Source organism: Rhodococcus sp. IEGM 1307 (genome assembly GCF_030056915.1).
Lineage (GTDB): Bacteria > Actinomycetota > Actinomycetes > Mycobacteriales > Mycobacteriaceae > Rhodococcus_F > Rhodococcus_F opacus_D.
In genome coordinates, this window is the sequence record NZ_JASHKW010000005.1 from 153,374 (window position 1) to 175,328 (window position 21,955).

A 21,955-nucleotide genomic window follows, 5' to 3' on the forward strand; every position below is an offset into this window, starting at 1 on the left:
GCTACTGATCGAGCAGCCAACGCGCGCATTCGATGTCGCAGACCAGCATCTTGGCCAGTCCGCCGTGGAGGGCACCCAGTGCCGCTTGGTGTTTGGCGACGCCACCCGTGACGAGGATCGACCCCTCGCACGCGCGGATGTCGTCGAGAGGAACGGACATGGCCCGTTCGTCCAGAGGGCCGGCAACCTCGGTTCCGTCGAGCCGGTAGAAGCGTCCACCGACTTCGCCGACCGCGCCGAGGCCGGTGAGCACGGACAGCATGTCCGTGTCGATGAAGCTGCCCTCGAACAGGGTGGTCGACGTGGACACGGCACCCGTTCCAAACATCATCATCTCCGCGGTCCGCCCGGCCTCGAGCGCCTTGGAGATGACGGAGTCGCCCCGCATGGATACCACGGTCGACGCGTCCGCGTACAGCGGAACGGGAAGCCGAACAGTGTTGGCCTGCAGCTGCTCTGCGCATCTACCCAGGACGTACTCCGTTCCGGTCTGGTAGTTGATGGCACTCACCGAGCCGTCGAGCTGGACGACGGACGCGCACGTGGCCGCCCCGGACGGCAGCCCCTGCGCGACGGCGACCGTCTCCGGCCCCCACGTGAATCCGAGGGTGTCGCCTTCCCGAATCCGGCGAACCAGCAGCGACGCCGCGGCCCGCCCGACGCCGGCGAAGCTGTTGTGGTCGTCGATCGCACCGGCGGCGTCGACGGAATCGGCGACCACCACCGCCTCGACGAGTCCGTACTTCTCCTCGAGCGCGCGCTCCTCGTCCGAGCGCAGCGCATCACGCAGATGCGCGGGTGCCTGCACCTCGATGCGCACCAGGCCCTGGGCGCGGGCTCGTGCCACCAGCCGGCCCGCGGTGGGGCGGGAGACACCGAGTCGTGTGGCGACCTCGGCCTGGGTCATTCCGTCGAGGTAGTACAGCGTTGCAGCGCGCAACGCGAGGCGCAGATCCTCCGTCGTGGACGGCGGTGGTGCCGTGATGAGAGACGGCGTCGGGGCCGTCGAGTTGGGGGACGTCACTGGTTCTCCTCGCCATGATCCCGGGTCCGTCGTGTGTGTCTTCGGAGCCCCGGGGAAACCGTGAGCAAATGATCACTATGCGTTCATCTGCTCAGTACGCTAGCATCGAAGTGTGACCCACACAACACTCCCTTCGGATATCCCCAGGACGATGCGTGCCAGCGTGCTCGTCGAGCCGGCTGTGATCGAGATCCGGGAACGCCCCGTGCCCACTCCCGCCCCCGGCGACGTCCTGGTCCGCGTGGCCTCGGTAGGTGTCTGCGGATCGGACGCCCACTACTACCGCGAGGGCCGCATCGGCGAGTTCGTGGTCGACCAGCCGATCGTGCTGGGCCACGAGGCGTCGGGCACCGTCGTAGGTGTCGGCGACGGGGTCCCGGCAGCGCGTATCGGGCAGCGTGTCTCCATCGAACCGCAACGCCCCGACCCGGACACCGACGAATCCCGGCGCGGTCTCTACAACCTGTGCCCGCACATGCAGTTCTATGCCACCCCGCCGATCGACGGGGCGCTGGCCGAATACGTGACCATCGGCTCGGCGTTCGCCCATCCGATTCCGGACGAGATGTCCGAGGACGCGGCCGCGCTGTGCGAGCCGCTGTCCGTGGCCATCGCCACCACCCGCAAAGCCGGAGTGACGGCGGGATCCCGTGTTCTGATCGCGGGCGCGGGGCCGATCGGAATCGCCATGGTGCAGACCGCCCTCGCGTTCGGTGCCACCGAAGTGGTCGTCTCGGACCTCGATCCCCGGCGACGCGACGTCGCAACCAAATTCGGTGCCACCGCGGTGCTCGACCCCCGCGAGCAGGACGTCGCGGGACTCCACGTGGACGCGTTCGTCGACGCGTCCGGCGCCCCGAGTGCGGTGCTGGCCGGAATCCAGGCCGTCAGGCCCGCGGGATCCGTGGTTCTGGTGGGCATGGGCGCCCCCGAGATGACACTGCCGGTCCAGACCATCCAGAACCGGGAGTTGGTACTGACCGGGGTATTCCGCTACGCCAACACGTGGCCGACGGCGATCGCCCTCGCGCGGTCGGGGCGGGTCGACCTCGATTCGATGGTCACCGGAAGATTTCCGCTCGCCGAAGCGGAGCAAGCACTGAACGCAGACCGGACGCCGGGCAGCCTCAAGGCCGTCGTACGCGTCCAGGAATGAGGAGAGACCGATGCAACTGTGCGCGCAGGCACTGCAACAGTTCGACGACACCGTGCAGGTGCCGAATTACGATCGAAGCGACATCACCGTAGGGATAGTGCATTTCGGTGTCGGCGGATTCCACCGCGCACATCAGGCGATGTACGTCGACCGGTTGCTGCGACGCGGGGAGGCCCGCGAGTGGGGCATCTGCGGGGTCGGGGTCCTGCCCGGTGACCGGCGCATGAAGGACGTCCTCGACGCGCAGGACGGCCTGTACACGCTGGCGCTGCGGCACCCGGACGGCACCTGGGACGTCAGCGTCATCGGGTCCATCGTCGACTACCTCTTCGCCCCCGACGACCCCGAGGCCGTGATCGAGAAGATCGCCGCGGAGTCCACGAAGATCGTCTCACTGACGATCACGGAGGGCGGCTACAACTTCACCCACGACACCGGCGAGTTCGATGCCGAGAACCCGGATGTCGTACACGATCTCACCGACGGCGCCGCGCCGCGGACCACATTCGGACTCGTCGTCGAGGCACTGGCCCGGCGCCGAGCGCGCGGGCTGCCGTCGCCGACCATCATGTCCTGCGACAACATTCAGGGCAACGGCGACGTGGCGCGCAAGATGTTCCTGGCGTACGCCGAGTTGAAGGATCCCGAACTGGCGGCCTGGATGCGCGCGGAGACGTCGTTCCCCAACTCGATGGTCGACCGCATCACGCCCGTCACCACCCCCGAGGTGACGGAGGCGCTGTCGTCGCGGTTCGGCATCGACGACCAGTGGCCCGTCGCCGCCGAACCGTTCACGTCGTGGGTGCTCGAGGACGCCTTCCCGCTCGGTCGCCCGGCATTCGAGGACGTCGGCGTCCAGGTGGTCGACGACGTCGAACCCTACGAACTGATGAAGCTGCGTCTGCTCAACGCGAGCCACCAGGCCCTCTGCTACTTCGGCTACCTGTCGGGATACCGGCTCGTGCACGACGTCGCGCAGGACCCACTCTTCGCCGACTTCCTGCTCGCATACATGGACGAGGAGGCCACGCCCACCCTGGCGCCGGTGCCCGGAGTCGATCTCGACGAATACAAGCGCACGCTCATCGAACGATTCTCCAACCCCGAGATCCGCGACACCGTCGCCCGCCTGTGCGCCGAATCCTCCGACCGCATCCCGAAGTGGCTGCTGCCCGTGATCCGCGAAAACCTGCTGGCCGACCGGCACATCCGGCTGTCGGCCGCGATCGTGGCGAGCTGGGCCCGGTATGCCGAGGGAGTCGACGAGGACGGCGAACCCATCGACGTCGTCGACCAATTGAAGGACTCCCTCGTGCCGATCGCGCGCAGCCAGCACGAGAACCGCACTGCCTTCATCGAGAATCAGTCTGTCTTCGGCGACCTGGCCGACAATCCGCGCTTCGTCACCGCGTACCTCTGGGCGCTGGACTCGCTGTACAGCGTCGGTGCACGGGAGACACTCGAGGCTCTGCGTGAGAAGGTGCAGTCATGAGTCTGGTCATCGGTGAAGCTCTCATCGACATCGTGACGGCGGGCGACGGCGCCACCACCGAGTATGTCGGCGGCAGCCCGCTCAACGTCGCGGTCGGCCTCGGCCGGCTCGGTCGTCCGGTCGAATTCGTCACCCGGATCGGCGACGACACGAGAGGCGGCGCGATCGTCCGGCACCTCGAGCAGTCGGGAGTGAGCCTCGCGCCCGGCAGCATCACCGCGCAGCGAACGGCGACGGCCCACGCCACCCTCGATTCCGCCGGATCCGCCACCTACGAGTTCGACATCGAGTGGGACCTTCCCTGCCCGAGCGGGTCGTCTACACCGGCGCTCGTCCACACCGGTTCCATTGCCGCCGTGATGGAACCCGGCTGCGACGTCGTCGCAGACATGCTCGACCGCCGCCGCTCGTCGGCGACCATCAGCTACGACCCCAACGTACGACCGGTGTTGATCACCGACAAGGCACGCGCCCGGCAGCGGATCGAGCACCTCGTGTCGATCTCGGACATCGTCAAGGTCAGCGACGAGGACCTCCGCTGGTACGACCCCGACCTAAATCCCGAGGACATCGCCCGCGAGTGGCTGTCCCGCGGTCCGGCGATGGTCGCGGTGACGAAGGGCGCCGAGGGCGCATTCGCGGTCTGCGCGGCCGGACTCGTCGAGGTCGGGGCCCGCAACGTCGAGGTGGTCGACACGGTCGGCGCGGGCGACGCGTTCATGGCCGGGCTCCTCGACGGGTTCTGGTCGCACGGCTTCCTCGGCGCGGAGAGCCGCGACGCCCTCCACGCGATCGCCCCGGAGGAGGTGCGGAACGTGCTGGACAACGCGGTGCTGATGTCGGGTCTCACGGTCGCGCGTGCCGGGGCGGACCTGCCCACCCGCGAGACACTGGATCGCGCGGCAGGTGTCCGGCAATGACCCTCGTCGCGGGCATCGATTCGTCCACCCAGTCGTGCAAGGTGATCGTCTGCGACGCCGACACCGGTGAACTCGTCCGCGAGGGCAGGGCGTCGCATCCGGACGGCACAGAGGTCGACCCGCAGGAGTGGGCTGCGGCCCTCGACAGCGCCATCGCCGCCGCCGGCGGACTCGACGACGTCGCCGCGGTGTCGGTCGGGGCGCAACAGCACGGCATGGTGTGCCTCGACGACACCGGGACGGTCGTGCGTCCGGCGTTGTTGTGGAACGACACTCGTTCCGCCGAAGCCGCCGCCCAGCTGGTGGACGACCTCGGTGGTCCGGACGCGTGGGCGGACGCCGTCGGTGTCGTGCCGCTCGCCGCGATCACCGTCAGCAAACTGCGCTGGCTCGCCGATTCCGAACCGGCGAACGCCGACCGGACGTCCGCGGTGTGCCTGCCCCACGACTGGCTCGGCTGGCAGCTCACCGGCAGGTCCGATCTCGACACCCTGGCCACCGACCGCGGCGACGCCAGCGGCACCGGATACTTCTCCGCGGCCACGGATTCCTACCGTCCCGACCTACTGTCGCTGGCGCTGCGCGGACGCACGGCCACCGTGCCGCGCGTGGCCCGCCCGGCCGAGAAGATCGGGGAAACCCGCTGGGGCGCCGCCGTCGGCCCCGGAACCGGCGACAACGCCGCCGCCGCACTGGCTCTCGACGCCCAGGAAGGTGACGTCGTCGTCTCCGTGGGAACGTCAGGCGTCGTGTCCGCGGTGTCCGTGACCCCGGCGAACGATCCGGGCGGTTTCGTCGCAGGCTTCGCCGACGCCACCGGACGTCAACTACCCCTCGTGTGCACGCTGAACGCCGCCCGGGTGCTCGACGCGACCGCCTCGCTGCTGGGCGTCGATCACGACGAGCTGTCGCGGCTGGCGCTGTCGGCGCCGTCCGGCAGTGGCGGCCTGGTGATGGTGCCGTATTTCGAGGGTGAGCGCACCCCCAACCGTCCGAACGCCACCGGCTCCGTTCACGGACTCCGGCTGGCCAATTCGACCCCCGCCCACCTCGCCCGCGCGGCGGTCGAGGGCCTGCTGTGCGGCCTGGCGGAAGGCATCGACCACCTGACCGCCCAGGGCGTCACGGTGCGTCGCATCCTCCTCGTCGGCGGCGGCGCCCGCTCACAGGCACTGTGCGAACTCGCGCCCACCATCTTCGGGGCCCCGGTCCTGGTGCCGCAACCGGCGGAGTACGTCGCGATCGGCGCATGCAGGCAGGCGGCCTGGACGCTGGCCGGGACCCCGGAACCACCCAAGTGGGATCAGACGTCCACCCGGCGCTACGAGGCCGACCCGGCACCCGAAGTGCGCGAAAGGTATTCCTCCGTGAGGCGCTGACGCGCCTGTGCGCCTTTTTGGTTGCTCCAGCTACCAAAAAGGCGCACGGGTGGCTACGCCACCTTCACCAGCATCTTCCCGACATTTCCGCCGTGCATGAGCTGCAGGAACGCGTCGACCGAGTTCTCGATGCCGTCGACGACGGTCTCGTCGTGAACCACGTCGCCGGATGCGAGCCACGGTCCCATCTTGGCGGCGAACTCGGGGAAGACGTGCGTGTAGTTGCCGAGGGTGAAGCCCTCGAGGGTGAGCCCGCGGCTGATGATGTTCACCATGTTGTCGGGGCCCGGTGTGCGCTCGGTGGCGTTGTACGCGGAGATGGCACCGCAGAGGGCGGCGCGGCCGCCGTTCCGCATGACGTCGAGTGCGGCCTCGAGGTGGTCGCCGCCGACGTTGTCGAAGTAGACGTCGATGCCGTCGCCCGCGAGTCCCCGGAGTTGCTCACGCACCGGTGCCTGCTTGTAGTCGAAGGCGGCGTCGTATCCGTAGCGGTCGGTCAGCAGCGCGACCTTCTCCGCGGACCCGGCGGATCCGATGACGCGGGACGCGCCCTCGAGTCGTGCGATCTGCCCGGCGGCCGTCCCCACCGCACCCGCGGCGCCGGAGATGAACACGGAGTCGCCGGCCTTCAGGTGCGCGATGTGGACGAGTCCGACGTACGCCGTGAGTCCGGTCAGTCCGAGAATCCCCAGATAGGCCGAGATCGACACTCCCGGAATCTCGTCGACGACGCGGAACGCCGAGGCGTCACCCTGCGCGACGTCCCGCCACCCGAGATCGTGGACCACCACCGAGCCGACCGGATGCGTCGCGGCGGTGGATTCGACGACGCGACCGACAGCTCCGCCGGTCATCGTCTCGCCCAGCGCGAACGGCGGGATGTACGACTTCACGTCGTTCATCCGGCCGCGCATGTACGGGTCGACGGAGACGAACTCGTTGGCCACCCGCACCTGGTCGGGCCCGAGGTCGGGCAGCTCGACGGTCGCGGTGCGGAAGTCGTCCTGGGTGGGCCAGCCCACCGGCCGGTTGATCAGCTGAATCTGGGTGCTCGTGGTCACGGGTGTTCCTTTCGATACGTCTGAGGTCACAGCGCCAGTCCGAGCGCGAGGAGGAGTAACGCGAGCAGCGGAAGTGTTCCCTGGGTGATCGCCGCGCGAGCCTTGTCGGGCGACGACAGCAGGAGCACGAGGGCCGCGAGCAGCATGGAGCCGGCACCGGCGAAGACGAGGGCAGCACCGACGGCGGTCGCGCCGATGATCACGGCGACGATGCCGACTGCCGTCACGATCGCCAGGAAGAGGTTGTAGAAGCCCTGGTTGAAGGCAAGCTCCTTGGTGGCGTCGGCTTCTTCGGCACTGGTTCCGAACGTCGCGCGGGTGCGCGGCGCGGTCCAGAGGACGGACTCGAGCACGAAGATGTAGACGTGCAGCGCACTGGCGAGTGCGGCAAGAACAAGACCCGCGGCGACCATACGAAATCCCTCCTCGTTCTGAACTGACCATTTCAATATATACTGAAATGGTCGTTTCACAACCAGGAGTGAGGATCGTCATGCCGCGCACGCAGGATTTCGACACGGCCGAAGTGGTCGGCCGCGCCCGCGACCTGTTCTGGGACAAGGGCTTCGAAGCCACGTCGATACCCGACCTCGAGCGCGTCACCGGATTGAATCGGTCGAGCCTGTACAACGCGTTCACCAGCAAACGCGGACTCTTCGACGCCGCCGTGCACGACTACCTGGACCGGGTGGTTCGCCCCCGGCTCCGCATCCTGACCGACGAACCGACGCGCCCCGACGCCGCCGTGCGCTACTACCGCAGCCTTGCAGGCGCCCTCGCGGCCCTCCCCGACGAAACCCCCGGACGCGGCTGCCTGCTACTCAACAGTGCCGCCGGTTTCGCCGCGCACGACGACACGCAACGGTCCGTCGTCGACGCATACCAGCGCGAACTGTCCGGGGCGCTCGCCCACGCACTCCGCGCCCACGACCCGGACGCGCCGACCGCCACCCTGGCCCACCGGACCCGGCTCCTGACGTCACTGTCCGTCAGCGCGCTCCTGCTGTCGCGGGTCAATCGGGACGAGGCCGTGGCGGTCGCGAACACCGCCGTCGAGCAGTTGGAGGAATGGCGCCGCACGTGAGTGGCAAAGAGTGCCCCGACACGCTTTGCCACTCACGTGCGCTACCGCTGCCCGCCGGCCGCCGTCCGGCAGCACTCCGCCTCAGCCGTAGAGGCTCTCAATCACGCCGGTGTACTTGCCCACGATCGAACGGCGCTTGAGTTTCATCGTGGGTGTGAGCTCCGCGCCGTCCGGCAACCACTCTTCGTCGAGAAGTTCGTATCGCTTGATCTGCTCCACCCGCGACAACTGACCGTTGGCCCGCTCGACTGCGGCCGCCACCGCAGCCTGGACACGCGGATCCTGCGCGCCCGCGTGCGCCGGCGAATCGGGCAGACCGTGCTCGGACGCGAATGCGGCTGCGGCGTCGGGGTCGAGCACGAGCAGCGCGACGTTGTAGGGCCGTCCGTCGCCGACACAGCATGCCTGCCCGATGAGCGGAGACGCCCCCTTCAACGCGCTTTCGATGTTGACGGGTGACATGTTCTTGCCCGCTGCGTTGATGATCAGTTCCTTCTTGCGGTCGACGATGCGGACGAAGCCGTCGTCGTCGATCGTGGCGATGTCGCCGGTGTGCAGCCAGCCGTCGTCGTCGATGGCCTCCGCGGTCTTCACCGGATCCTTCCGGTATCCACGCATGACGTGCGCCCCGCGGAGCAGGAGTTCTCCGTCGTCGGCGGTACGCGCCTCGGTGCCGGGCATCGCTTTGCCGACGCTGCCGAGCCGGATTTCGCCGGGCAGGTTGGTCATGCCCAGGGCTCCGGTCTCGGACATGCCGAATCCCTCTGCCAACGGCAGTCCGATCGCGAGGAAGAACTCGTGGACGACAGAGGGAATGGGTGCGGCGCCGGTCATGAGGAGAACGACTTCGTCGAGTCCGAGTTGGGTGCGCAGAGGTGCGAACACCGTCGAGTCGGCTTGGGCGTAGGTGGCAGCGAGGTCTTTGGGTACCGGCTTTCCGGACTGTTCGGCTCGGACCTTTCGCAGCCCGGCGTCGAGTGCGGCGTCGATCGCGGCGCGTTGTTCGGGCGGATTCGACGCGAATCGAGCGAGCAGTGCCGACCGCAGCTTCTCCCAGATGCGCGGTACCCCGAGGAACCAGGTGGGATGGGTCTCCGCTACCGCAGCGAACAATTGTGCCGGGTTCTGCACGGTAGTGAGGGTCCAGCCGGTGACCATGTGGAGGTAGTGCGAGAACACGCGGTCGGCCATGTGCGCGGTCGGCAGGTAGGAGATGCACTGTCCCTGGTCGGGAAACGGGAAGCGCTCGTGACACGTCCGGAGAACGAAGGTCAGATTGGCGTGTGTGAGCTCCACTCCCTTGGGAGGGCCGGTGGTTCCGGACGTGTAGATGAGGGTAGCGATGTCGTCCGGTTGGACGGCGCGCCAGGCGACCTCGAAGTCGAAGCCCTCGGGCGTTCTGGTGCGCAAGTCCTCGAGCGAGAGCACATCCGTGTCCTCCGCCGTGGGGTCGACGACCACGATGTGTTCGAGATGCGGTGTCGCCGCCGCACGGATCCGATCCAGAAACGAACGCTCGCAGATCATCACCCGATTCTCCGCGTGCCCGAGAAGGTATTCGATCTGATCCGGCGCCGATGTGTTGTAGATCGAGAACGGTATCGCACCGAGGTGCAGCGCCGCGGTGTCGACGAGATGGAACTCCGGCCGGTTCGTCATCATCAGGCCGACGGTCTCGCCGCGGCTCACGCCGAGGCCGGCGAGTCCGCCGGCGATGGCCTCCACGGCGACAGCGTACTCACGACGCGTTAGTGCGATGGTGTCGCCGTGGGCACGCAGTGCCGCCGAATCCGGGTCGGTCGACACGGTGTATTGGAAAGCGGCGCAGAGGGTTGCCGCTTCAACGCCGGGTGCGGTCGGCGATGCCGACGGTGTTGCTGAGGTCGTCATGATTCCTGACTATACAGTGTGTTCGTACATTGCAAATGGACAAATTGTCGAGCAAAGGTTCCGATCAGACCGGCGGCAGATGTCCGCGCAGCAGCAGCCACGCGATCGCGGTGACGAGATTCTGAACGGGATCGACAAGATCGATGAGGACCATGAGAGTTCTTCCTTCTACTGCGGTAGGGGTTGATTGATCAGAAGAGCGGGTCGAAGCCGGAGATCAACCAGGCGCCGTCGACATGGCTCAGCGTCACGCGGACGACATTCTGGGTCTGTGACGGTTCGGGGGTCTCGGCCATCGTGGTCGTCTGGTTCACGTACACGAGCACACGCGCGGTGTCCGGGGCCACCGACTCCACCGAGGCGCCGACCGGCACCGCCTGCATCGTGACCCCCTTGTCCTTCGCGGTTGGACCGACGACGTCGCCAGCGAGCTGTCGATACGAGTTCAGGAGGTCACCGGTCAGCAGTCCCGAGGCCCGGTCCAGATCCTCGTCCACCGTCTCGGGGGTGTACGAGAGGAGCGCGGCGGCGCCGTCCGAGGCCAATTGGACCGTTGTCGCGCGGGCGTCCGAGATGCTCACGTCGTCCGCGCGCTGCACCCCGACCTGCACGGCGACTAGCGCACCGACCGCGACGACCGGCGCCGCACACAGCGCCAGACGTTCCGCCCGGCTGATCGTTCTGTCCAACGCGCTCCCGAGGACCGTTCGCCCGGCGGTGGATCCGGCGCGCCGGCGACGGACCACACTGTTCCACCCGACGTATAGAATTGCGCCGCCGATCGCGACCACGGCGGCCGCGATCCCCCAGACCGCGAAGTTCGACACCGCCGCCAGCGCGAGACCGGCGACACCGACAACGACTGCGGGGAGCACGTCGACGGCCACCGCCGCCATCCGCCTGGCCGCTGAGGTGGCATCGTCGTCCGGCGAAAGGTCGCTATCTATGTCGAGGTCTTCCTTTTTGACGTCCACTGCGGTGCTCATTGGACGAACCCGACACTCGAGAGCTTGGGCTGGTCGTCGACCATGGTGACTCCTACTCGGATCTGGTACTGCTGAATCTGCGGTTCCGGGGCGGCGGGGGCGGCGGGGTCGGCCGTGACGGGGGTGGTCTGCGCCGTCGCGGAGACGAGGACTGTCGTGGTTTCGTTCTCTCGTCCTTCGATTCCCGCTGCGAGGGTCCGGCCTGCGGTCCGGTTTCCGGCTTGCCGCATCGTGTCGATCGTTGCCGTCTTCCGTTGTTCGAATTCGGTGCGCCAGTCGCCGGTCGAGTCCGCGAGGACGCGGTCGACGTATGACGCGGCATTGTCGGTGTCGGTCGAGAGCAACCGTGCCACTGCTTCCTCGGTGAAGGCGAGGACTCGTGTGTCGGCGGCGATGCTCCGCTGGGTCGCCTGGTGATCGAGGGTGGTCTGTCCCGCAAGCGCGCCGGCGCCGAGGCAGGTCACGGCCGCCGCGGCGACCGCCACCCGATAGCGGGCCGACCTGCGCCCCGTCGGCTGGGTCTTCGGCAGCTCGATCGCGTCGTCGGCGCCTCGTTCCTTCTCGGCGTCTTCGGCGGCCGCTCGGGCCGCTGCCGTGGCCGAATCCGCCGCCGCCCGGGCGCGCTGCACCTGCTCCCGCAGGTCTTCGACTCGATCGGGACGTGCTGTCTGCCGGCTACGGCGTCCGAACACCATGTCTGCTCGACTCCTTCTCATGATCTACTGCCTTCACAGGGGCTCGAGGTCGGAGATCGACCAGGATTGGCCGGTCCGTTCGGCGCGTACTCGCACGCTGCTCGACAGTTCCTCGGGTTGGGGTGTCGCGCCTCTCGTCACGGTGCCGTGCAGAAAAACCAGCACGGTGGCGGTGTCGGCTTCTGCCGTGACCAGTGACGTACCGGTCACGTCCCACTGCGCGCCGATCGTGTCCTGTTTGGCGCGCGGCACGATGTCACTGGCGCCGAGGTCGCTGAACTCGGTCAGAAAATCCCCGGTGAGATGCGATTTCGACGTCGCCACGTCGGCCTCGACGGTGTCGGGTGAGTAACTGAGGACGGCGGCGGTCAGTTTCCCGATCTCCTCGGCGGCACCGGAACGCACCTGTTCGAGGCTGCGGTCCTGAGCACCGATGGCGAAGTGCATGATCGCGCTGTAGCCGGCGAGTGCCAGTGTGATCGTCGCGAGGACGATCAATGCCCGCGACGAGCGCCATCGCCGCGTCGGCTCGGCAGGTCCGGTGTCGTCGTTCGTGTCGGTGACGCGTTCGAGCGTGTGGTTTACGGTCATGGCACTACCTCGATTTTCGCGAGTTTGTAGAGCTCCCCGTCCTTGCCGACCTGCACGCGCAGCCGCCAGGTCCGGGGTTCGTCCTTGGCTCCCGCGGCGTTGGTCACCTTGGTCACGGCGGCCACTATGACCGAGGTGGTGCCGTCGTCGTTCGCGCGTTCGATGCCGGCGCCGAGGATTTCGCCTGTCGATTCGGTCTTCGACTGTGCGATGGTGTCGATGAACTCCGTTTTCGTGCTTTCGAATTCGGTCTTCCACTCCCCCGTGGCACCGTCGAGAATCCGCTGTGCGCTTCCCGCCGGGTCGGCAGCGCTCGGGGTGATGAGGTTGATCACCGCCTGCCGGGTTCCCTGGAGAAGTTCGAGATCGTGGTCGGCGGCCGCTTGACGGGCGGCGTGGGAGTGGGACAGCCCGACGGACGTCGACGCGAGGGCGACCACGGCAACGGCAACGGCCGAGACTACGGCACCGGCGAGGGCACGGCGTGGACGCTTCCGGGCCCGCCTGACGGATACCTCGGCGTCCTCTGCACCCTCGTCCGCGGCGTGGGACTCGTCCTCGGCCAGTGCCCGGGCGAGGGCTGCCTCGGCCTCGCGCGCTGCCGTTTCCGCATCGGCGGCGGCTCGGGAGGCCTGGGCCGCGGCGTCTGCCGCGGTGGCTGCGGGTCGGGAAGTATTGCGTCGCACCATGATCAGCGTCCTTGGGTAAGCAGATTTTCGAGGGTGGGCACCCCGCCCGGTGCCAGGTTGGACTGGCGGTAGACCTGTCCGTCGGCACCCTGGTATTCACCGGTGGAGGGGTTGTAACCCGCAGTTCCCACCGACGCCGGCGCGGCGGCAGGTTGCGGGACACCGATCGCGTCGAATGCGGCATTGCCCTCGGCGGCGAGCGGGTTGTCGGTGGTCGGGGTGGGATTGCCCACCCAGGGGTTGGTGCCCTTGGGGACGTATTCTTCGTCGCTCTTGCAGATTTCGACGGTGGGTGCCCGTTTGCCCGGCTTGTCCATGCAGGGCATGTTCCGGGCACCGCGAGAAGCGACGTCGGCGTCCTGCGGAACCGCGCAGTAGATCGGATCGGAGGTGCGGACGGGCGAGTCCACGGCCGATCCGTCGCGCCGCTCGGAGGCCGGGAGGAATCCTGTGGTGCATGGCGGAGAGGTGTTGAGGTTGAGGTTGAAGTCCATCAACGCCGCACCCGTCGAGTCCTCGTTCGGGACGGTCATCGTCTTCATCAGTCCGACGCTCGGGGGCACCAGCACCAGCGCCTGCTCGAGCGACCGGTTGTAGGTGACGGCGACCTGGCCGAGGCTGGTGAGATTGGCCAGCAGGATCGGGGTCGTCGGGCGCAGTCGCCGGAAGAGTTCCGTCAGCTCCGTCGACGCCGTCGGCGCGGTCTGGAAGATGCTGCGTACCTGCGCGTCACGTCCGGCCGCTTGCGCGCTGATCTCGCGGAGGTGTCGTACCCATTCCTGCAGGGCCGGGCCGCTGTCCACCTGGGATCGGAGGAACGGTGCGGCGTCTTCGATGAGGCGGGCGGTGGGGTCCGCGGTGTCGGCGGCGGTGGCTGCCACCGCGCTCGACGATTCGAGCAGTCGTTGGATGTCTTCACCGGTTCCGTTGAAGGCGTTGTAGCTTTCGTTGATGAGGGTGGCGAGCTTGTCCTCGGGGATGGCCTCGAGGCCCTTGTTGACGGTGTCGAACATCGGGGCGATGTCCTGCGGAACCGATGTCCGGTCGGCGGGGATGACATCGCCGTCCTGCAGGTACGGGCCGTCGAGGCCGGTGGGGACGAGATCGACGTATTGCTCGCCGATCGCCGATCGGCTGTGCACCTCGGCGCGGGCGTCGGCGGGGATCTTGGTGGTGCTGTCGACTCGAAGGGTCGCCCGCGCTCCCGTGTCCGTGGGCACGACGTCGGTGACCGTGCCGATCGTGGCACCGCGGTAGGTGACGTTGGCGGTTCCGTAGAGGCCGCCGCTCGTGGGCAGGTCGACCGTGAGTTGGTATTGGCCGATTCCGGCGAGTGCGGGGAGGCGCATGTAGTGCAGGCCCATCACTGTCAGCGCGACCACGGTGAGGATGCTGAAGATGGTCAATTGGATGCGGACGAATCGGGTGAGTATCACTGTCCACCTCGGATCACGACCGACTCGAGGGGAGCGGTCAATGGGTTCTTGTCCGCGGTCGGCATCCGGCCGACGGTGCGGCCCAGGGCGGTCTCCGCGTTGTAGAGGGTGCCGGCGAGTGGCGTGCCCTGGAGGAAGTTGGCGTCGATGCGGCCCAGGGTGAGGTCGAGGGTGGCGGAGAGATTGCCCGCGTCGCCCTGAATGTATTTGGGGAGACCGGCAAGGGGCCACGGGAAGGTGGGGAGCATGCCCAGGGAACCGGCGAGGCCCGGTCCGGCGTTCGCCAGCTCGCGCAGGGTCGGCGCGAGGTCCCGCAGGTTCTGTTGAATGTCCTCCGAGCCGGCTGTCACCGTTCGGTTCGCGACGTCGGCGAAATTGCCGACGGAGGTCACCGACCCGGTCAGGTTGTCCTTCTGCCGGTTGAGGGTCTCGATGGCGGGCGGTATCCGTTCGAGTGCGCTTTCGAGGGTCTGTGTCTGCTCGTTCGCGGTGAGCGAGAGCCGATCGAGTCCCTCCAACGCCGTCAGGATGTCGTCCTTCTGGGTGTTGAGTGCGCTGGTGAACGTGTCGAGCTGGGTCAGGAAGGTGCGCACGTCCGATTCGCGGCCGCCGAGGGCTGCGTTGAGCTGGGTGTCGATCTCCTGCAGCTGGCCGAGGCCGCCGCCGTTGAGCACCACCGACACGGCCGCCAGTGTCTGTTCCGTGGTCGGGTATTGGCCCGCATGATCGAGGGGGATGGTGTCGCCGTCCCCGAGTGAGCCGCTCGGTGCCTCGTCGAGTGGTTCGGCGAGCTCGACGTGGAGCGAGCCGAGCAGGCTGGTCTGTCCGATCTTCGCGGTGGCGTTCTTCGGCAGGGCGACACCGCCGTCGAGCCGCACGGTGACCAGCGCGTGCCAGTCCTGTAATTGCACGTCGGTGACGTTCCCGACGGTCACATCGTGTACCCGGACGCGGCTGTTGCGCTGGATCGACGTGACGTTCGGCATCTGGATGGTCACGGTGTACGAGCCGGCTCCCGATCCCTCGGTTCCGGGGAGCGGCAGTGAGTTCGCGCCTTCCCAGCCGCAGCTGGTGAGCAGTGCCGCGGACAGTCCTGTCAATGCGAGGCCGATCGACCGTCGTAGGGGTTTGTGCCGGAACATCATCGGCCTCCACTCGTCGTCGGTGTCGCCAGTCCGAGCAGGCCCGCGATGCCGCCGCGGGCGTCGATCGTGCGCACCGGTGCCGTCGGCACCGTGCCGCGCAGCGAGTCTTGGCTGTAATCGATCTGGTCGGGGCGCACCTGGACGCTGGTGATCGGGTTCGCGCCCGCGGGTGGGTAGTTCATCTGGATCAGATTGAGGACCGGGGCAAGATGCTGGACGCAGAGTTTCGCCGATTCGGCGGCACCCTTCTGGCTCGCGGCCTGGATTGCACCGCAGATGAATTGGATGGGGTTCTGCATCTGGGTCACCGCCAGCGCACCGGTCATCGAGCCCTGCGCCGGCTGGTAGATGTTGTAGAAGTTCTGCAGTGTGTTCGGCAGAACGTGGAGAAGTTGCTCGATGTCCGGGCGTGATTCGTTCAGCATCGTCGTCACCGCGGCGAGATCGTCGACAGATTTGCCGAGACCTTCCCGGTTGTCGCCGATGAACTCACCGATACGGTGCACGAGGGCGTCCACGCTGTCGAGCGAGGTGGCGAGTTCCTGATCGGAGTTGGTGAGAACACCGGAAACCGACGCCAGATTGTGATTGAGCTGGACGATCTGCTCGTCGCTCGCGGCGAGCGCGGAGACGAACACCTGCAGGTTGCGCACCGTGGCGAACACGTCGTCCCGCCCGTCGGACAGTGTCGACATCGCCTCGGACAGCTTGGTCAGGGTGGTGTTGATATCGGTTCCCTTGCCGCTGAACGAATCCGCGGCATCGTTGACGAACTGGCCGAGCGGTCCGTTGGCGCTGTCCGGGGTGGGGCCGAGCGACTCGGAGAGGTGCTGGAGTTGTGCGCGGAAGTCGTCCCACTCGATCGGCACCGCGGTGCGTTCGAGCGGAATCTCGTCGTGATCGGCGAGGGCGGGCCCGCCCGTGTAGGCGGGGGTCAGCTGGATCGCCCGGGAGGTGACGAGGCTCGGGGAGAGGATCGCGGCCTTGGCGTCCTGGGGAACCTGATACTGCGAGTCGTAATGGAAGGTGACCTTCATCCGTTCGCCGTCGGGCTCGATCGCGTCGATCTTGCCGACGTCGACGCCGAGGATCTTCACCTGGTCGCCGACGTAGATTCCGTTGGTGTTCGCGAAGTACGCCGTCACGGTCGTCGTGGACCTCGTGCGGTAGAGACTCCACGCGGTGGCGGCGACGACGGCGAGGGCCACCACGACGAGCGCGGCGATCCAGACGCGGCGTGAGCCTCGGAGTGCGTTCAACATCGTCGACATGTCCTATCCGCCCAGTCCGGGCAGTGGGGGCAGACCGGGCATCGAGATCTGCGGCAGCGCGGGGAGAGCGGGTGCCGCCGGGGCCTGCGTCGAGTTCGCGACCGGAAGCTCGCCGGGCTGCACCGGGCAGTTGCTCGGGTTCGGCAACGGTGTCGCGCTGCCAGGGGGTACGGCGCCCGGTGCGCTGTTGTCGCCGCAGGTCACCGGGAAGGTGTTCTGCCCGTTCAGGGTGCCGGGGTTGATGCCCTGCTCCGCGAACGCGGCGTCGATGAACGGCTGCAGGTACTGCCCGGGCAGCAGGTTCATGATGTAGGCCTTGAAGAACGGGCCGGAGGCCACAGACTCCCCCAGGGACGTCGCGTACTGCGACAACGGCTTCAGCGACGCCGCCAGGTTGTCCTTCTGCTGGTTCAGCAGATCGGTCGTCGTGTTCAGCTGCTCGAGAACCGGCCGCAGCTGCGCCTCGTTGTCGTCGACGAGACCGTTCACCTGCGCCGTCACCGCCGTGACATTGCCGAGCAGGGTGTCGATCGCCCGGCGTCGCTGCGCGAGTGAGGCGAAGAGGGTGTTGCCGTCGACGAGCAGCCTGTCGATCTGATTGCTCCGCTCGGACAGCACCCCCGTCACCGATTCCGCGTTGCGGGACAGGTCCTGGATCAACTGGTCCCGGGAGCTTACGGTGTCCGAGAACCGGGACATTCCGTCCAGTGCCGCACTGAGGTTCGGTTGGGTCTGATCGAGCGTCTCGCCCAGCGTGTCCAGGGCACCGGTCAGTTTGTCGGTGTCGAGTCCGCTGATCGTCGTGGTGAGGTCGCCGAGGGCGTCCGTGAGCAGGTACGGCGTGGTGGTCTGGGCGAGCGGGATGACGTCGTCCGTGGCGAGGAGGTCGTCGTCGCCGCGCGGCGTGACCTGGAGGTACTTGTTGCCGAGCACCGTCCGCGTCTTGATCGACAGTTCCGTTTTGCTGCCGAGGCGTACTCCGTCCGCCGTGAACTCGATGAGGACCTTGTCTCCGTCGAGTTCGACGGAGTGGACCTTGCCGACCTCGACGCCGGCGATCATGACCTTGTCGCCGCTGAGCAGGCCGCCGGTGTCACCGAAGTACGCCGAATAGCGGGAGGACGTGGTCAGGTACTGCAGCTTCTCGAAGTTCATGGCGGTGAGCACGACGATGAGGGTGATCGCGACACCGATCAGGCCGATTCGTGCGGTCTTGGAGCGAATCATTGTGGTGTGCACCTCCCGGCCCGCTGGCCGACGATCGGTATGTACACGGGGTCTCCGTTCGGACCGTTCACCTTCAGCTGCACATCGCAGAGGTAGAACGTGAAGAAGTCGCCGAACAGGCCCAGCCTCGACAGCTTGTTGTAGGCCGCGGGAAGGGAATTGAACGCCCAGTTGATGTAGTCCTGGTCGGCGACCACCTGGTCGGAAAGCCTGCCGGCCTGGGTGATGTCTTCCTTCAGGTCCGGGCGGGTCGACTCGAGGAGCGCGGCCATCGAGTTGGATGCGTCGTCGATGTGGACGAGGGCGTCGCCGAGCGGGTCCGACTGCTCCCCCAGCCGGGTGACGAGTTGCTGGAGCTGGTCGATGCCCTGGTTGAACTCGGCGTTCCGTCGGTCGACGGTGCCGAGCAGGGTGTTGAGGTTGCCGATCACGGCACCGATCAGCTGGTCGCGGTCGGCGAGGACCGAGGTCAGCTGTCCGGCTTGCTGCAGGAAGTGGTCGATGGTGCCGCCCTGCCCTTGGAAGACGTCGACGAGCGAGGTCGACAGCGCATTGACCTGTTCGGGATCGAGCGCCTTGAACAACGGCCGGAAACCGTTGATCAGGGCGTCGAGATCCAGCGCAGGAACCGTGCGTTCGACGGGAATGGTGTCACCCTCGGCAAGCGGTGTGAGCGGACCGGACCCTTCGACGAGTTCGAGGTAGTGATCGCCGATGAGGTTGCTGAACTTCACTGCGGCACGGGTCGACTCGGTGAGTGGAACGTTCTTCGTCAGCGCGAACGTCACCATCGCCGTGGAGTCCTCCCGCACGTCGACCGATGTCACCTTGCCGACCTCGACGCCGGCAACCCGGACGAATTCGTTGTCCCGGAGCCCGGACACATCGTCGAACACGGCGCTGTACTGCCTTTCGCTGCCGAAGCGGAACTGCCCGAAGACGATGACGACCGCTGCGGTGAACAGCACCATCACGATGGAGAAGATCGCGAGTTTCGTTGCGGTTGCTGAAATCTTCATCGCGGAGCCACCCCTCCCACGGCCGTGCCGAAGAGGTACTCCACGAAGCTCGGCGATCCCGCGCGGGGCGCGGTCGCATTCGCGATGTTCGCGCCGCCGTCGACCACCAGGTGCGGGGTCGGGAACATGTCCTTGGTGATCTCCGGATAGCAGCCGGGAGCGCCACCGGGGCCGCCCCGCCCCTGGACGATCGGAAGATTCTCGGGATACGTGTAGTTGTCGTCACCGGGCATGATTCCCGCATCCAGTTCGAGTGAGTAACCGGTATTTCCGGCACCGAAGCGCTGCTCGGCATCCGCGGTCGTTGCGGCCTGCTGGAAGAGGCAGGCGTACTCGGGGCTGTATTCGGCCAGCAGTGCCGTCGTGGGTACGAACAGTCTCATGGTGTCGAGGAAGCTCTTCTCGTTCTCGGATGCGATACCGAATCCCTCGTCGCCCATCGCTCGGAAGGCCTGCAGCGTGGACTCGAGTGGCTTCTCCTCGGCAACCAGGGTGTCCGAGGTGACGCTGGCGTTGCCGAGCAATGCCATGAAGTCGGGCACCGCCTCCGCGTAGGTATTCGCTGTGATGGCGGTGTCGCGCCAGTCGTTCGCGAGGGTCGGCAGGGTCGGATTGACCGCTGCCAGGAAGGTGTTGGCGTCGGTGAACGTGGTGCCGAGTTGATCACCGCGACCGCGCAGACCGGTGGCCACCGCGCCGAGTGTCGCGTTCAGCTTCGCTGCGTCGACGTGCTCGGTGACCGACGTCAAGTTCTCGAACACCGTGTTGATCTCGGTCGTCACGTTGCGCGAACGCACCTCCTGTCCTGCCGCGAGCGGCTCACTCGACGCTCCGTCCGGAACCTCGAGGGCCACGTACTTCGACCCGAACGCGGTGGTGGCCTTGATCTCCGCGACGGTATCGGCGGTGAGGAGTCCGAACCACTGCTCGTCGATGTCGAGCTGCAGGCTCGCTCCGTCGGCGACGTGGTCGATCTCACGGACCTTGCCGATCTGGACTCCGTTCAGCTGCACCTTGGCTCCCTCATCCATCACCAGGCCGGAACGGTCCGACACGACGGTCAGGGGAACCGTGCTGTTGAATGCCCCCTTGAAGGACAGCAGGCAGCCGAACAGAATCGCCGCGAGTCCGACGAGGAGTGCTGCGCCCTTCGTTTTCAGCGGCGGCGGGTGATAGTGCGACTTGGCACTTCTTCTCGAGATCATGATCCTTACCCCTAGCCCGCAAGATTGAAGTTGCCGGACGCTCCGTAGATCGCCAGGGACGCAATGAGGGTGACCGAGACGACCGCGATCAGCGACGTCCGGACCGCACGTCCGACCGCTTCTCCCACGCCGGCCGGTCCACCGGAGGCGTGGTAGCCGTAGTAGCAGTGGATGAGCATCACCACGAGCGCCATGACCACCGCTTGCAGGAACGACCAGAACAGGTCGGTGGGCCGCAGGAAGGTGGTGAAGTAGTGGTCGTACACGCCGGACGACTGCCCGTACACGTATGTGGTGGTGAACTGGGAGGCGACGAACGACATGATCACGGCCATCGAGTAGAGCGGGACGATCGAGATCATGCCGGCGATCAGACGCGTCGACACGAGATAGGACATGGACCGGATGCCCATGACTTCGAGGGCGTCGATCTCCTCGCTGATGCGCATGGCACCCAATTGGGCGGTGGCGCCCGCGCCGATCGTGGCGGCGAGGGCGATGCCCGAGATCACCGGGGCCACGATGCGGACGTTGATGAACGCCGCGAAGAATCCGGTCAGGGCCTCGACACCGATGTTGCCGAGTGAGCTGAATCCCTGGATCGCGAGAAGTGTTCCGCCGGAGAGCGTCATGAATCCGACGATGACGACGGTACCGCCGATGATCGCCATCGCGCCCGAGCCCATACCGATCTCGGCGATCAGTCGCACGGTCTCCTTCTTGTAGCTGCTGATCGCGTGCGGGGCGAGCCGGATGGTCTTGCCGAAGAAGTCTGCTTGATGCCCGATTGCTTGGAGGATGCGGACCGGGACCCCGGCCGTATCAGCCAGTTTCGGGTGCCGGCTTCCGGCAACGGTCTTGTGCACTGCCATGGTGGTCAGGCTCCTGTTCCGAATTTGACGCCGATGGCGGTGACCACGACGTTGACCGCGAACAAGGCCATGAAGGCGTAGACGACGGTCTCGTTCACCGCGTCGCCGACACTCTTCGGGCCGCCCTTCACGGTGAGGCCGCGGTGACATGCCACCAGGCCGGCGATCAGCCCGAACAGGGTGGCCTTGACTTCCGAGATGATCACCTCCGGCAGCCCGGTCACGAACGTCAGCGAAGAGACGTACGCACCGGGGGTGACGTTCTGGATGTAGACGGAGAACAGGAACCCGCCGGTGAGCCCGATCGTGATGACGAGGCCGTTGAGCAGGACCGCCACGAACATCGACGCCAGCACGCGTGGCACGACGAGTCGTTGGATCGGGTCGATTCCGAGCACCCGGATCGCGTCGATCTCCTCCCGGATGGTGCGGGCACCCAGATCGGCGCAGATCGCCGTGGCACCCGCTCCCGCCACGATGAGCACGGTCACAAGTGGTCCGATCTGCGTGACCGCGCCGAGTCCGGCTCCGGCACCGGACAGGTCGGCCGCGCCGAACTCCACGAGCAGGATGTTGAGGGTGAACACCACGAGCACGGTGAACGGCAATGCGACCAGGAGCGTCGGCAGCAGCGCGACTCGCACAATGAACCACGACTGCAGCACCAACTCGCGCCACTGGAAGGGGCGCTTCGCCATGGCCCGGAACGTCTCGCCGCACAACTCGAAGAAGCCTCCGACGGCGCGCAGCCCCGTGTCGACGCCGGACGCAATTTTCGCGGTCGCGGACTCGCGCACAGGCACACTCATGACG

General features: G+C 67.0%; 21 protein-coding genes. 5 read left to right on the forward strand and 16 right to left on the reverse strand.

Annotated features, from left to right (window positions below):
* Position 1: 1 nt before the first annotated feature.
* On the reverse strand, positions 2–1,024 hold the full coding sequence (locus tag QM841_RS11580; protein ID WP_011595505.1) for a sugar-binding transcriptional regulator: 1,023 nt from the start codon (positions 1,022–1,024) through the stop codon (positions 2–4).
* A 151-nt stretch (positions 1,025–1,175) separates the two neighbouring features.
* Between QM841_RS11580 and QM841_RS11585 the strand changes: the two genes are divergently transcribed.
* Genes QM841_RS11585 through xylB form a run of 4 tightly spaced genes read left to right on the forward strand, consistent with a single transcriptional unit; the run spans position 1,176 to position 5,971 of the window.
* Complete coding sequence (locus tag QM841_RS11585; protein WP_283332303.1) at positions 1,176–2,180, forward strand: NAD(P)-dependent alcohol dehydrogenase; 1,005 nt, start codon at positions 1,176–1,178, stop codon at positions 2,178–2,180.
* Between the two features lie 10 nt (positions 2,181–2,190).
* Entirely contained in the window at positions 2,191–3,672 is a 1,482-nt protein-coding gene (locus QM841_RS11590) for a mannitol dehydrogenase family protein (protein ID WP_283332086.1), read from the forward strand.
* Positions 3,669–4,592: a carbohydrate kinase family protein gene (locus QM841_RS11595; RefSeq protein WP_283332087.1), complete on the forward strand. Its 924-nt coding sequence runs from the start codon at positions 3,669–3,671 to the stop codon at positions 4,590–4,592. Before QM841_RS11590 ends, QM841_RS11595 begins: the two co-directional genes overlap by 4 nt.
* Positions 4,589–5,971, forward strand: a complete 1,383-nt coding sequence (gene xylB / locus QM841_RS11600; RefSeq protein WP_283332088.1) for a xylulokinase — start codon at positions 4,589–4,591, stop codon at positions 5,969–5,971. The genes QM841_RS11595 and xylB overlap by 4 nt, the downstream gene beginning before the upstream one ends.
* A 53-nt stretch (positions 5,972–6,024) precedes the next feature.
* Here the strand turns inward: xylB and QM841_RS11605 are convergent, their stop codons facing one another.
* Together QM841_RS11605 and QM841_RS11610 are read right to left on the reverse strand one after the other, a co-directional pair.
* A complete protein-coding gene (locus QM841_RS11605) occupies positions 6,025–7,032 on the reverse strand; it encodes an NADP-dependent oxidoreductase (protein ID WP_283332089.1) in 1,008 nt (335 codons plus the stop codon).
* A gap of 26 nt (positions 7,033–7,058) precedes the next feature.
* Entirely contained in the window at positions 7,059–7,445 is a 387-nt protein-coding gene (locus QM841_RS11610; RefSeq protein ID WP_283332090.1) for a DUF1304 domain-containing protein, read from the reverse strand.
* A gap of 80 nt (positions 7,446–7,525) precedes the next feature.
* Between QM841_RS11610 and QM841_RS11615 the strand changes: the two genes are divergently transcribed.
* The gene (locus QM841_RS11615) at positions 7,526–8,116 is read left to right on the forward strand and encodes a TetR/AcrR family transcriptional regulator (RefSeq protein WP_283332091.1); all 591 of its coding nucleotides are present in this window, start codon (positions 7,526–7,528) and stop codon (positions 8,114–8,116) included.
* Between the two features lie 81 nt (positions 8,117–8,197).
* Here QM841_RS11615 and QM841_RS11620 read toward each other — a convergent pair whose 3' ends face one another.
* The 13 genes from QM841_RS11620 to QM841_RS11680 form a co-directional block, all read right to left on the reverse strand.
* Positions 8,198–10,006 carry an AMP-dependent synthetase/ligase gene (locus tag QM841_RS11620; protein ID WP_283332092.1) on the reverse strand — a complete coding sequence of 603 codons (1,809 nt, stop codon included), beginning with the start codon at positions 10,004–10,006 and terminating at the stop codon, positions 8,198–8,200.
* A 191-nt stretch (positions 10,007–10,197) separates the two neighbouring features.
* Positions 10,198–10,992 carry a hypothetical protein gene (locus QM841_RS11625; RefSeq protein WP_283332093.1) on the reverse strand — a complete coding sequence of 265 codons (795 nt, stop codon included), beginning with the start codon at positions 10,990–10,992 and terminating at the stop codon, positions 10,198–10,200.
* Positions 10,989–11,687, reverse strand: coding sequence for an Rv1363c family protein (locus QM841_RS11630; protein WP_283332094.1), 699 nt, complete (start codon positions 11,685–11,687; stop codon positions 10,989–10,991). The genes QM841_RS11625 and QM841_RS11630 overlap by 4 nt, the downstream gene beginning before the upstream one ends.
* A 33-nt stretch (positions 11,688–11,720) precedes the next feature.
* Positions 11,721–12,278 carry a hypothetical protein gene (locus QM841_RS11635; protein WP_283332095.1) on the reverse strand — a complete coding sequence of 186 codons (558 nt, stop codon included), beginning with the start codon at positions 12,276–12,278 and terminating at the stop codon, positions 11,721–11,723.
* Complete coding sequence (locus QM841_RS11640; protein WP_283332096.1) at positions 12,275–12,967, reverse strand: Rv1363c family protein; 693 nt, start codon at positions 12,965–12,967, stop codon at positions 12,275–12,277. Before QM841_RS11640 ends, QM841_RS11635 begins: the two co-directional genes overlap by 4 nt.
* Positions 12,968–12,969: 2 nt before the next feature.
* Positions 12,970–14,403 carry an MCE family protein gene (locus QM841_RS11645; protein ID WP_283332097.1) on the reverse strand — a complete coding sequence of 478 codons (1,434 nt, stop codon included), beginning with the start codon at positions 14,401–14,403 and terminating at the stop codon, positions 12,970–12,972.
* Complete coding sequence (locus QM841_RS11650; protein WP_283332098.1) at positions 14,400–15,548, reverse strand: MCE family protein; 1,149 nt, start codon at positions 15,546–15,548, stop codon at positions 14,400–14,402. The genes QM841_RS11645 and QM841_RS11650 overlap by 4 nt, the downstream gene beginning before the upstream one ends.
* On the reverse strand, positions 15,545–16,819 hold the full coding sequence (locus QM841_RS11655) for an MCE family protein (protein ID WP_283332099.1): 1,275 nt from the start codon (positions 16,817–16,819) through the stop codon (positions 15,545–15,547). The genes QM841_RS11650 and QM841_RS11655 overlap by 4 nt, the downstream gene beginning before the upstream one ends.
* 3 nt (positions 16,820–16,822) lie before the next feature.
* Complete coding sequence (locus tag QM841_RS11660) at positions 16,823–18,046, reverse strand: MCE family protein (protein WP_283332101.1); 1,224 nt, start codon at positions 18,044–18,046, stop codon at positions 16,823–16,825.
* Positions 18,043–19,065 (reverse strand): MCE family protein, encoded by a 1,023-nt coding sequence (locus QM841_RS11665; protein ID WP_128638288.1) that lies wholly within the window; start codon positions 19,063–19,065, stop codon positions 18,043–18,045. The genes QM841_RS11660 and QM841_RS11665 overlap by 4 nt, the downstream gene beginning before the upstream one ends.
* Positions 19,062–20,270: an MCE family protein gene (locus QM841_RS11670; protein WP_283332103.1), complete on the reverse strand. Its 1,209-nt coding sequence runs from the start codon at positions 20,268–20,270 to the stop codon at positions 19,062–19,064. Before QM841_RS11670 ends, QM841_RS11665 begins: the two co-directional genes overlap by 4 nt.
* Positions 20,271–20,281: 11 nt before the next feature.
* Positions 20,282–21,142 carry an MlaE family ABC transporter permease gene (locus QM841_RS11675; RefSeq protein WP_283332105.1) on the reverse strand — a complete coding sequence of 287 codons (861 nt, stop codon included), beginning with the start codon at positions 21,140–21,142 and terminating at the stop codon, positions 20,282–20,284.
* 5 nt (positions 21,143–21,147) lie between these two features.
* Positions 21,148–21,951 carry an MlaE family ABC transporter permease gene (locus QM841_RS11680; RefSeq protein WP_283332106.1) on the reverse strand — a complete coding sequence of 268 codons (804 nt, stop codon included), beginning with the start codon at positions 21,949–21,951 and terminating at the stop codon, positions 21,148–21,150.
* Positions 21,952–21,955: the final 4 nt, after the last annotated feature.